The 11,233-nt window shown below is 66.1% G+C and carries 14 protein-coding genes; 9 read left to right on the top strand and 5 right to left on the bottom strand.

What is annotated here, in order from left to right:
- Window positions 1–193 precede the first annotated feature (193 nt).
- The 3 genes from NGR01S_RS24415 (at window position 194) to NGR01S_RS24405 (ending at window position 1,667) form a co-directional block, all read left to right on the top strand.
- Window positions 194–541, top strand: a complete 348-nt coding sequence (locus tag NGR01S_RS24415; RefSeq protein WP_063040675.1) for a type II toxin-antitoxin system RelE/ParE family toxin — start codon at window positions 194–196, stop codon at window positions 539–541.
- The gene (locus NGR01S_RS24410) at window positions 541–840 is read left to right on the top strand and encodes a helix-turn-helix domain-containing protein (RefSeq protein WP_307718780.1); all 300 of its coding nucleotides are present in this window, start codon (window positions 541–543) and stop codon (window positions 838–840) included. The genes NGR01S_RS24415 and NGR01S_RS24410 overlap by 1 nt, the downstream gene beginning before the upstream one ends.
- A gap of 533 nt (window positions 841–1,373) precedes the next feature.
- On the top strand, window positions 1,374–1,667 hold the full coding sequence (locus NGR01S_RS24405) for a putative quinol monooxygenase (RefSeq protein WP_245664748.1): 294 nt from the start codon (window positions 1,374–1,376) through the stop codon (window positions 1,665–1,667).
- On the opposite strand, the gene NGR01S_RS24400 is transcribed toward NGR01S_RS24405, so the two are convergent.
- Window positions 1,668–2,879 (bottom strand): helix-turn-helix domain-containing protein, encoded by a 1,212-nt coding sequence (locus tag NGR01S_RS24400; RefSeq protein WP_063040671.1) that lies wholly within the window; start codon window positions 2,877–2,879, stop codon window positions 1,668–1,670. It lies immediately after the preceding gene.
- 221 nt (window positions 2,880–3,100) lie between these two features.
- Here NGR01S_RS24400 and NGR01S_RS24395 point away from each other — a divergent pair, with 221 nt between their 5' ends.
- The 4 genes from NGR01S_RS24395 (at window position 3,101) to NGR01S_RS24380 (ending at window position 5,497) form a co-directional block, all read left to right on the top strand.
- On the top strand, window positions 3,101–3,337 hold the full coding sequence (locus NGR01S_RS24395; RefSeq protein ID WP_063040669.1) for a hypothetical protein: 237 nt from the start codon (window positions 3,101–3,103) through the stop codon (window positions 3,335–3,337).
- 35 nt (window positions 3,338–3,372) lie between these two features.
- Window positions 3,373–3,630 carry a hypothetical protein gene (locus NGR01S_RS24390; protein ID WP_063040667.1) on the top strand — a complete coding sequence of 86 codons (258 nt, stop codon included), beginning with the start codon at window positions 3,373–3,375 and terminating at the stop codon, window positions 3,628–3,630.
- Window positions 3,631–3,775: 145 nt separating this feature from the next.
- Complete coding sequence (locus NGR01S_RS24385) at window positions 3,776–4,084, top strand: hypothetical protein (RefSeq protein ID WP_063040665.1); 309 nt, start codon at window positions 3,776–3,778, stop codon at window positions 4,082–4,084.
- Between the two features lie 108 nt (window positions 4,085–4,192).
- Window positions 4,193–5,497, top strand: coding sequence for an APC family permease (locus NGR01S_RS24380; RefSeq protein WP_063040664.1), 1,305 nt, complete (start codon window positions 4,193–4,195; stop codon window positions 5,495–5,497).
- A 137-nt stretch (window positions 5,498–5,634) separates the two neighbouring features.
- On the opposite strand, the gene NGR01S_RS24375 is transcribed toward NGR01S_RS24380, so the two are convergent.
- From NGR01S_RS24375 to NGR01S_RS24365, 3 genes are all read right to left on the bottom strand, one after another.
- Window positions 5,635–6,477, bottom strand: coding sequence for a class I SAM-dependent methyltransferase (locus NGR01S_RS24375; protein WP_063040662.1), 843 nt, complete (start codon window positions 6,475–6,477; stop codon window positions 5,635–5,637).
- Window positions 6,478–6,599: 122 nt separating this feature from the next.
- A complete protein-coding gene (locus tag NGR01S_RS24370) occupies window positions 6,600–7,136 on the bottom strand; it encodes a VOC family protein (protein ID WP_063040660.1) in 537 nt (178 codons plus the stop codon).
- A 66-nt stretch (window positions 7,137–7,202) separates the two neighbouring features.
- Window positions 7,203–7,814 (bottom strand): TetR/AcrR family transcriptional regulator, encoded by a 612-nt coding sequence (locus tag NGR01S_RS24365; RefSeq protein ID WP_063040658.1) that lies wholly within the window; start codon window positions 7,812–7,814, stop codon window positions 7,203–7,205.
- Between the two features lie 174 nt (window positions 7,815–7,988).
- Between NGR01S_RS24365 and NGR01S_RS24360 the strand changes: the two genes are divergently transcribed.
- The gene (locus tag NGR01S_RS24360) at window positions 7,989–8,795 is read left to right on the top strand and encodes a ferredoxin reductase (protein ID WP_063040656.1); all 807 of its coding nucleotides are present in this window, start codon (window positions 7,989–7,991) and stop codon (window positions 8,793–8,795) included.
- 318 nt (window positions 8,796–9,113) lie between these two features.
- Entirely contained in the window at window positions 9,114–10,523 is a 1,410-nt protein-coding gene (locus NGR01S_RS24355; RefSeq protein WP_063040735.1) for a fatty acid desaturase family protein, read from the top strand.
- A 119-nt stretch (window positions 10,524–10,642) separates the two neighbouring features.
- On the opposite strand, the gene NGR01S_RS24350 is transcribed toward NGR01S_RS24355, so the two are convergent.
- A complete protein-coding gene (locus NGR01S_RS24350; protein WP_039828343.1) occupies window positions 10,643–10,846 on the bottom strand; it encodes a cold-shock protein in 204 nt (67 codons plus the stop codon).
- Between the last annotated feature and the right edge of the window lie 387 nt (window positions 10,847–11,233).

The following is an 11,233-nucleotide window of genomic DNA, read 5'->3' as shown; positions in this document are numbered from 1 at the left end:
GAGATCGGCCCCCGATCCGCGAAAGCGGCTCGGGGGCCGATCGGCGTTTCGAGGAGTTCACCGAGTTCCACCGCGGTGCTGCGGCGACCTCCTTCGTGCCGAGACTATGCACAAGCACGTCGCGACAGCTCGCCGACCCGTGGCCGTCCGGCCCTCCCTCCTAAGAATATGCCTTCGATGATATATCGTGGTCATGTGGCAGATCGAGTACTCGGAGGAAGTGGGCACGTGGCTGCAATCGCTCAGCGTCGCCGATCTCGCGGCTGCCCGGCGCAAGCTCGACCTACTGGCCGCCGAGGGCCCGATGCTACGCATGCCGCACGCGAAGTACCTCGGACAGAAGTTGTACGAGCTGCGATTCGCAGCGGAAGAGGTCAACCGGCGCATCACCTACACATTCGACCCACCGCGGAAGGTGATTACCTTGACCACCTTCCGCAAGCAACGGCAAAACGAAGTCCGCGAGGTCGCCCGCGCTCGTAAGGCGTTGAAGCGCTACCGCGACCGGCCGAGTACCGACAAGGACAAAGAGAGGGGCTGATGAAGATGATGAGCCACGATGAGGTGTTCGGCGCACGGCTGGCACAGATGACCGACGAAGAGCGCGCCGAGTACGAAGCCGCATACGAGGAGGCGGGTCTGGCGCTGCGCATGGCCGAACTGTTCTACGCCGCGCGTACCGGTGCCGGTTTGACCCAGACCGAGCTCGCCCGCCGCATGGGCACCACTCAGCCCACGATTGCCAAGATCGAGGGCGGCGGGCGCGTGCCGACCATCGACATGCTCGACCGGCTGGCCCGCGCGGTCGGCCAGCGCCTCGAGGTATCGCTGGTCGCATGAGCCCGTGGGCGTCGGGTGCGACGTACGACCAGCCATGAGCAGCAGGCCCATCGACTCAGCGATATGAGGCCAAGCGGCTGCACTCCTCCTTCGAAACACTGGGTTATCGAGAAGTGTGGGCACGACGAGAGCCGTACGTCGAGTTCCTTCCCCTGCTAGAAAAATACTCCAAAAGGGCTCGTACATTTTACGGTTGGTTCTGGGAGCAGGCGAAGGAGGCCGTGCGGGCCGAGGTCGACGAATACCACTCTAAAAGTAACGAGCTTGGTCATTGGCTCGCCGAAGTGATCGCAAAACCGGACTTCGAGCCTCACGATGAAGGAAGGCCGATACCCGGATCTCTTTGACGCAACCGGGCTCTTGCCCATACGTCTCGATGCGCATTCGGCACTACAGGTCAACACGATCGAATGCCGGGCCGTCGGTAGTCGTCGAGCCGATCGGGTAAGACACGTACCGGGCCCCGGATGTGCACGCGTGCGACACTGGCCCTCCGTGCAGTTTGGTGTATTGGAGGGTCGATGTTTGCGCTCGTGGTGAGGTTCAACCTGAAGGACGCCGAGGCCGCCGAAGCATTCGACCGGTTGGTGGCGGAGACCACCGAGGGCATCACCGAGTCGGAACCCGGGACCCTCGTCTACGCCACCCACACCGTGACGGACGCACCACTCGCCCGCGTCTTCTACGAGGTCTACCGGGACCGCGAAGCGTTCGAGGAACACGAGCGACAGCCCCATACCCGCCGCTTCCTCGATCGGCGCGCCGACTATGTGGCCGACTTCCGGGTCGAGTTCCTCACCCCGGCCACTACCAAAGGCCTGCCCTGATCACAGCCGATCGGCGATCCCGCACCACACGGCCAACCCGTGCACGGCATCCACCTTGCGGGCTTCGGCGCGCGCCAGAGCCCGCACCGTTTCGCGGACCATCGGGTTGTACCGGGTCTGGGCGGGCGCGATCCTTTTCGCGATAGACAGCGATTCCAGGGCCCGGCCACGGTCGCCCTGGAGAAGGAACGCCCGCGAGAGGTCGATGTAGTGATGTCCGGCCCGCTCCTTCGGTGTCGTCGCCGGGATCACGACCGTCTGCGCTCGGCTCAGAGCTGTCGCCGCATCCATCGCTTCTACCGGAAGAGCGACCGACCAGATAGCTACGTTGGTCGGACCGAACGACAGTATTCGATCGCGGTCATCACCCAACCGTCGCGCAGCCTCGCGAGCTTCGGCCAGGTGTTCATCGGCAAGATCACGCTTCCCGGAACGAGACGCCGCCAAGCCCGACTGGAGGTGGAGCCCGCCCCACGCGATGAGGTCCTTCCGGGTGGCGGTACCGAGCCGAATTTCGATATCGGTCCGGCAGCTCTCCAGGAAACACATCGCGGCAGTCCAGTCGCCCCCTGCGGTCAGAATGGCCGCACGCTGGAATTGGGCCGCAGCGATCCACACCGAGTCGCCCGACTTCGCCGCGGACCAGGTCAGGCGGTCGACTGCGATACCAGCGAGGTCGGTATACCCCAGCTTGTGCGCAAGACTGTGCGCTGAGTAGTACAACTCGCACAGAAAAGCTGCCGCCTGCTCTCGCTCGTGACCGGCGCTTCGATGCACCGCCGCTCGTAGCTCTCCCATCAGCGGCAGGAGTTCCTCGCCCAAGCGATGGAATGACGCGTTCCTACGGTAAATGCAGATTTGAGCCACTGCCTCCCGCAAATGCTCCAAGGGCCGCACCTCCGACACTGCGTGATTGTCGATGTCGTAGGCCGCGAGTTCGGTACGCAGCCCAGAGATGGCCGCGTGCATTTCGGCGTCGTGCCCGGGCGCCGGGCGAAACGGCTGCCCGGTGAGATCGGCGACTCCGACCCGAAGAGCTTTGGAGACCGCGCCCAGGAACGCAGCTGTAGCAGGCACCCGCTTCTGCTCCACCGAGCGAATTAGAGCGATCGACACGTTGGCTCGCGCAGCGAGTTCTCTCTGCGTCATACCGGCCAGCTTCCGGGCCTGGGCGACGCGTGAGCCCACGGCATCGTCGGTCTTTTCCGTCACTGTTCCAGTAAACCGCCGGCGAGGAGCTCCAGGTGCGAAAAAGCTTCGTACTCCGACACCGAAAGTACGGGCAAAGTCCCGATACGACAGTTGCTCCGCTCGAGCAGGGCGACTCGGTCACCGAGGAAGCAGAACGCCACCCATCCACCCCTCCACAAAACCGAGGTCTCCGAATGACAGAGATCCCAGCCCTGCCCTTCCGAGCGCCGAGGAACCGGGCCATGGCGGCGACATTGAAACTCCTACAAGCGGGAAAGACCTGGGTCACCGACGACCCGAAGGTCCTGCGGCAGATCGCCGATGGCCTACGCAACCTGGACCAGCCCACGACGCATTGCCGGTCACAGGCCCCGATCCGCGGGTACGCACACGCGCATCAGGTGATGGCGACCCACGCCGAGCACCGTTGTCCCCGCTTCGAAACGGCGGCGGAGTTCGCGGCCCGGGCACACCCGTGAGCCGGCCGATATCCGGGAAGCGGAGAGCACTTGTATTGCGCCGGACCGATTGCGACAGCGGCGTTGTCGACCGGCTGGCACACGAGTACGGCCTCGACATCGTGTACACGGTCGTCACGGATTCGGCCCCGCAGCTCGCGGCGCTCATCGCTGTCCATCACATGCTGGAATCCGACGCCGAGGCAGTTGTGGTTCCGCACCTCACCGAAGACGAGGTCCGGAGAAATCGCTCGTGGCAGCTGGTGGTCACGCTTGCGAGCCTGGTGACCACGGCCGGCGTGGTCGATCGATAGTTGCGCGTGATCGAGCACAGACGCCGTGCCGGCAACCACCGCTTTACTCGTCGATCGACAGCCCGGGAGGTAGCGAAGCGAGAAAGTGGTTATACCGGCGGCGAGGACCGACCCCACGACAACTTGGACCCGGAAGGATGCAGACATGAGCGGCGGCGGCGACAAGTATCTGTCCGACCTGGGGCCCGAGGAAGTGCGCGGCCGGAGCGACGAGCTGACCGCTGTGCGCGACCGGCTGGTCGAGCTGGGGGCCGCCGATGTCGCGACGGAACTCGATGAGGTCCTGTCGGCGATCGCCGGCTACCACGAGCCCGATATCGAGACCTACCGCGAACAGGTCGAGCGGCGCATGGCGAAGATCGCGGACGTGCTCCGGGCCGTAGAGCGGGAGAACTCCGGTGACGGCCGGCAGATCGAGGAAGCGGTCACCCGGTATCGCGCCGGCATCGACTGAATGCGCCGGGCGTCCGGCCGGGTAGCGGAGACGCCGGTAGGGGCATAGGTTGCGAATCGGCCCGTCGGTTGTCCGAGCTGCCGGCTCGGCGTGCTACTAGGAGAAGTTGTGGCCGAGCGATCGTCTACCCCGGACCCGCCGGAGGGGGTTCCCGGCGGGCTGCGCAGGCAGCTCGGACTCTCCGACGCGGTGGTGATCGGTCTGGGCTCGATGATCGGTGCGGGAATCTTCGCCGCGCTCGGGCCGGCCGCGCGCGCGGCCGGGGCCGGGCTACTGGCCGGACTGATGGTGGCGGCGGTGATCGCCTACTGCAACGCCACCTCGTCGGCTCGGCTGGCGGCGCGGTATCCGGTGTCCGGCGGCACCTATGTGTACGGCCGGGAGCGGCTCGGGGAATTCTGGGGGTTTCTGGCGGGCTGGAGTTTCGTGGTCGGCAAAACCGCCTCGTGCGCGGCCATGGCGCTGACCGTGGGCGCCTATGTGTGGCCGGACCGGGCACATGCCGTCGCCGTCGCCGCCGTGGTGACGATGACCGCGGTCAACTACCGCGGTGTGCGGAAATCGGCCTTGCTGACCCGTATCGTGGTGGCGGTCGTGCTGGGTGTGCTGGCCGCCGTGGTGGTGGCTGCCTTCACCACCGGGCATACGGATACGGGGCGGTTCGTGTTCGACGACGAGGTGAGCGTCGGCGGGATCCTCCAGTCCGCCGGACTGCTGTTCTTCGCGTTCGCCGGGTACGCGCGAATCGCCACCCTGGCAGAGGAAGTACGCGATCCCGCGCGCACGATCCCGCGGGCGATACCGCTCGCGCTGGCCATCACCCTGGCCGTCTACACGGTGGTCGCGGTGGCCGCGCTGGCCGTGCTCGGCCCCCGGCAGCTGGCGGCGGCGGTCGCACCCCTCTCACAGGTCGTGCATGCCACCGGTGTGACCTGGCTCGAACCCGTGGTCCGCGCCGGTGCCGCGATGGCGGCACTCGGCTCGCTCCTCGCCCTGACCCTGGGGGTTTCGCGCACCGCGCTGGCCATGGCGCGCGATCGGTATCTGCCCCAGACGTTCTCGGTGGTGCACCCCCGGTTCGGAGTGCCGCACCGCGCCGAGATCGGGGTCGGAGTGGTCGTCGCGGTGGTCGCGGCGACCGTCGATGTGCGTTCGGCCATCGGGTTCTCCTCCTTCGGGGTGCTCCTGTACTACGCCGTCGCCAACGCCGCGGCCCGGACGCTGACGGCGGCCGAGAACCGGCCACCACGCGTGATCCCGATACTGGGCCTGTTCGGATGCCTGGTACTGGCGTTCACCCTGCCCTGGACCGCCGTGGCTTCCGGTGTGGCGGCTACCGGTGTGGGGGTGGCGATCTACGTGATTCGTGCCAGGGCGCGACAACGGTCGTCCGGCAACGGCGCTGCTTCCTGACGGCGATCCGGCACGAGGCCTGCTCTGATCAGGGTGGTATCGCCACGGGGACCGCGAAACCGAGATCGAGGCGGGCCCGAAAACGGTGGGCACCAACCAGTATCTGCGGAAAGAGGCGCATCCGGGCAATGCCGGTATCAGGGCAGGTTTCCGTTCCGTACCCACCCCTGGGCCATATCGCCGAGGTTCCACCAGCGGACGTGCCGCTCGTCCACCGATTCCAGCGACCACCCGGCCGCGAGGCGATCGAAGAACGCGTCGTCGCCGGTTTTGCCGCCCGGGGGTTCGCCCACATAGATCAGGCGCCGGCCGCCTCGAGACTCGAAGAGTTCGAGTGCGTCCGACGCCATTCGATCGCCCCAGCCCGGCGGCCAGCACAGGAACAGCACCGACTCCGCGTCCAACCCGGCCGCGAACTCATCGGCCGCGCCGACCGGAAACCACACCGCCGGGTTCCCCGCGCTGTCCGGGAAGGACGCGTTCACCGTGCTGTTCGGTGGCGCGGAATCGAAAGCCGTCATCGCGACCCCCCGGTCGGCGAGCAGTTTCGCCCAGTAGCCGCGACCCGCCCCCAACTCGACCACGGGGCGGCCCGCGCCGAAGGCCACGATCCAGTCGAGCGTCTCGGGTGCCGGAATCGCGTAGGCGTAGGTGGCCTGCAGGATCGTCTGGGCGAACCCCAGCCGCACACTCCCCCGCGGGTTGCCGCCGTCGACGACTCGCCGGTCGCCGGCGGATCCGACGGCCGGGCCGACGATATTCCAGTACGGATTGCCCGACTCGGCGTCCCCGCCGGTCATGTAGTGCACGAACCGCAGATCGAACGCCGCATCGGCGTGCAAATCACCGGTCCCGTCCAGCAGTGGAGCGGTGGCCAGGTACTCGGCGACCTTCGGGTACTCGGTCCGCAACCGGACCTCGTCGTCGAGCAACGCGGCCAATTCGGTTCGGCGTTCGGGCGTCAGGACGAGAGCGGTCATACCCTCGATTCTCCAGGGCGCCGCGCGCTGCCCGGCGACGATTTCCGCGGTCCGCGCCGAAACCGTGACAGTGCCGCTACGAGCACCACCCGGAGCCCGGCGGACAGTCCGCCGCCGCGGAACTACGTCGTCGAGTCCGCCGGCGCCGACAATTCCCGCATGGCCTGGCAGATGGTCGCGTGGATCTCGGACTCTTCCGTCGCCGCGTCCGGCTCCCAGGTCGGTTCCGGCGCGTTCTCGATCGCGGGCCCGAACAGCCACCACACATTGCGCCACGGATCGATGAAACGGGCGAGCGAGGAAGCGCCGTAGAAGGGCGTGGTCTCGGTGATGATCCGCGCGCCCCGGGCCGCGGCCCGCCGCAGTATCTCGTCACAGTCGGCCACATTGACCTGGAGCAGGGCCGGAGTGAACACCCAGTCCGGTTTGGAGTCCACCACCATCAGGCAGGAGTCGCCGATCCGCACTTCCGCGTGGATCAGCAGGCCGTCGGTGTCGACGGCGTGCGCCTCCAGGGTCTCGGCTGCGTCGAACACCGCGCCCAGGAATTCGATGAAGGCCCGGGCGCCACCGGGTCCCTTGACCGCGGCGAATGCGTTGACGCTCCCGTAACCGTTGCCGAGTTCGGACACGGGACTGATCAGCGGTGTAGTGGTCATGGCGCGAGCATGACATCCGTTGCGGTCAGTTGCTGTCCGCTGCGCCGCCTCGGGGCGGCTCGGTTCTCACTGCCCGGAGGCCACGATGGGAACCACGTAGGCGCGAGCGAATTCGTCGAGCTGCTCGTCGGACTCCAAGGGCACCAGGCCCGACGGGCAGAGAATGAACGAGTGCACCAGCCGGCACGCCACTTCCGCGCGGGTCAGCAGATCGGCGGGTTCGGTGAACAGGCCGGCGTCCGCGGCGCGGCACAGGGCGGTATGGGCGGCCGCCACCGACATGGCGAAGACCGGACCGCCCTCCACGGTCAGTTTTTCCAGAATGCGTTCGGGTTCGACAGTCAACATGCGCTTGACCAGCGGATGATCACGCCACCGTGTGACGATTGTCACGAAAATATCGGCGATCAGGTCCGCCAGGCTGGAGTGCCGGGTGGAAATGGCGTCGACCTCGATGAGGACCGCGGCTACCTCTCGGCTCACGACCGCCTGCACCACATCGTCGCGGGAACCGACGCGGCGATATATGGTGACGCGGTCGACACCGGCCTGCCTGGCGATGTCTTCGATTGTCGTCTTCTTGACGCCGAACTCGCTGAATCTGATCAACGCCGCGTCCAGAATGCGAGCCTCGATACCGTCCTGCAGTCCGGGTGACGATGTATACGCGGCGGACATGCAGTTAACGCTAGCAAGTACCGCGTGAGCGCAAACACCTATCGGGCACTCGCAATATTGCAACATTGCTATTAATTATGTTGCGATGTAGATTCGCCGAATGGTGCAGACCAGCCAAGCAGCCGCTTGTTTCACCCTGGTGCGTCGTACATCCCGACTATCGGGAGACAACTGATGGGCACCCAGGTACCGGCTCGCGGATTCCAGATGATCGGCACGGCTGTGGACGTCTGCCGGTCCATATTCGTCGCCCACCGGCCCGCCTCGTTGCTGCCGCATTCGAAGGTGCTCTGGCACAGCGGGTTCAACCGCAGGCTCGTGGTCGCCGCGATCCGGCGCAAGGCCGTCGACGTGGTGACCGTGGTCCTGGTGGATCCCGACGGCGACCCGTTACCCGCCTGGTTACCGGGCGCCCACCTGGAATTGTCCCTACCGTCCGGACGCCGCAGGCAGTACTCACTGTGCGGCGATCCCCGCGACCGCTCGGCCTACCGGATCGCCGTCCGGCTCATGCCGCACGGCAACGGCGGCTCGATCGAAATCCACGAAACCCTCCGCAGCGGTGACGCGCTGCGGGTCCACGGCCCCCGGCACACCTTTCCGTTCATCGACGCGGAGGAGTATCTCTTCGTCGCCGGCGGCATGGGAATCACTCCCATCCTCCCCATGGCCCAGGCGGCCGGCCGGCGGGGCCACCTCGTCTACGTCGGGCGCAGCCGGGAGTCGATGCCCTTCCTCGACCGAGTCCCCGGCGCGGTCATCCGGCCGGACGACGAGTTCGGGACGCCGGATATGGAGGAGATCCTGGCCCGCGCGAACCCGCATGCCGCCGTTTACGTCTGCGGCCCCACTCCCATGCAGGAAGCCGCCGCGCGTGCCCTGCCGCGGGTGAACCCCACCTGCACACTGCATCTCGAACGCTGCCCGGCAACACGGGCCACCCCGGCCCCCGAAGCGGTGCCTTCTCGGCCGTTCCACTGAAAAGCCCCTCACCTGACGATTCAGGTAAGGGCCGAGCGGCGGCGGAGGGATTTGAACCCTTCTTACCCTCTGACAGCAGCGCCTGAACCGCTCTCCTCGGATTGGTATGCGGGACAGCGATTTCCCGGCGAGTTCGAGTAGGCGCGAGGCGAGTGTGACTTTCGGGTGGTGGTGACCGCTGTTGTGACGTGTGAGCTGCTGCTGGTCTGCAGCGATATTCTCGGTGCCGGTCGAGTTGCTCATGCCCGGATGCGGTCGAGGAGACCCTGCGCCCGCATCGCTGTGGCCCGTGCAACCTGGATACGGAAAGGGATCACGGTGGCCATCACCGACATCAATGCCTACGCGCATTTGACGCCTGCTGATATCGAGGCACTCGGCGCGGAGCTCGACGCCATTCGCGGCGATGTGGAGAAGTCGCTGGGCGAGCGGGATGCGAACTATATTCGTCGGGCGATCCGCGTTCAGCGCATATTGGAGGTCGTCGGCCGGGTCACATTGTTGGCGGGCAGGAAGCGGCCGGCGTGGCTGGCCGGCACAGCGGTGTTGTCGGTCGCGAAGATCATCGAGAACATGGAGCTCGGGCACAACATCAGCCACGGGCAGTGGGATTGGATGAACGACCCCGAAATCCACTCCACCAGCTGGGAGTGGGACATGATCGGGACCTCGGCGCAGTGGAAGCAGGCGCACAACTACTCGCACCACACCTACACCAACGTGCTGGGCCGAGACGAAGACCTGGGATTCGGCATCCTGCGGATGACCCGCGACGAAGCCTGGCGGCCCGTTCATCTCGTTCAACCGCTGGCCAACCTGGTTCTCGCCGCGACCTTCGAGTGGGGCATCGCCTGGCACGACCTGTCGGCCGAGCAGGCCCGCATCGGCGAGCCGGGTTCACGGCTGCTGTCCGAGCCGAACAGAGCGTTCCTTCGCAAGGCCCGGCGGCAGGTGGCCAAGGACTTCGTGATCCATCCGCTGCTCACCGGCCCGGCGTGGAAGCAGACGCTGACGGCGAACCTCATCGCCAATCTGGCCCGCAATCTGTGGGCGTATGCGGTGATCTTCTGCGGGCACTTCCCCGATGGCGCCGAGAAGTTCACCGAGGAGCACTTCGCCGACGAAACGCGCGCGGAATGGTATCTACGTCAGATGTTGGGCAGCGCGAACTTCCGGGCGGGCCCCGTGATGGCGTTCATGAGTGGCAATCTCTGCTACCAGATCGAGCATCACCTTTTCCCCGACCTTCCGAGCAATCGGTATCCAGAGATCGCCGCGCGGGTGCGCCGGCTGTGCGACACCTACGACCTGCCCTACACGACCGGTTCCCTCGGCAGGCAGTACCTGCTGTCTTTCCGCACGATTCACAAGCTCGCGCTGCCGGACCGGTTCCTGCGCCGCACCGCCGACGACGCACCCGAAACCGCCTCGGAGCAGAAATTCGCGGGACCGGCCGGGTCGGCGTTGCCGGCGGCCGGTCAGTGGGTCCAGCACCATTGGCCCGGAATCGATCCGCACACCGGCCGGCGGCGCGGTTTACGTTCGGCACTGGTCGAGGGCAAGGTCGCGCTGCGGGAGAAGGCACGCCATGAGGGGCAGGTGCTTCGTGCGGCCAAGCGGGCCTTGCAGGACAAGGCCCGCGCGGAGCAGAAGGTTCTGCGCCGCAAAGCGTTGCATGAGTGGGCGATCAGGCGCGTACGACGCAGGCAGCAACAGCACCAACAGTGAAGGGGTGCTGCTGTCGATGAGTGCCATACGGCCGCCCGTCGTATGCCCCGCCTGACCGATCCGGCCCGGAAAAGCAAGAAGCCCGCGCGTATCGCGCGGGCTTCTGTGACGGTCGGCTCCTAGATGGCGCGGACGTCCTGGGCCTGCGGGCCCTTCTGGCCCTGGCCGATCTCGAACTCGACACGCTGGCCCTCGTCGAGGGACTTGAAGCCGGAGCCGGAAATCTGGGAGTAGTGGACGAACACGTCAGGGCCGCCCGCGTCCTGCGCGATGAAACCGAAGCCCTTTTCGCCGTTGAACCACTTCACACTGCCTTGCGACATACTTTTATTTACTTCCTGTTGCGAGCCGGGCGATCGCTGCAACAACCCGTGCTCGACACCCAGCATGCCACACATCCCGAAGACGCAGCGGCCGCGCTGCGCAACGGCTCCGTCGCTGATCAAGGCCTCGCGCTACGCCCTGCCTCAGGCACATGAAAAAATCTGTAGCGACAACGATAGACATTCACGAGAGCGCGTGGTAGCTTCTGTGGCGTTGGAAGAGAAAGAAGTATCCAGGCGGCACGGGAGATGACGAAACTACCCGTGACAGGTAAGACCGCGGGCGCGGCCAAGGGGCCAGCACGAATGACGGTTCCGCCGCCCGCTGGGAAGCAAGTGAAGTTGCACGGAAAGAAGATGAAGTAACACCGTGAAGAGAAGGGAGGC

The organism is Nocardia grenadensis NBRC 108939 (assembly GCF_001613445.1).
In the GTDB taxonomy this organism is placed as follows: Bacteria; Actinomycetota; Actinomycetes; order Mycobacteriales; family Mycobacteriaceae; genus Nocardia; species Nocardia grenadensis.
Note: the sequence above shows the minus strand (reverse complement) of the source record. Positions and strands in the feature narration are given on the sequence as shown.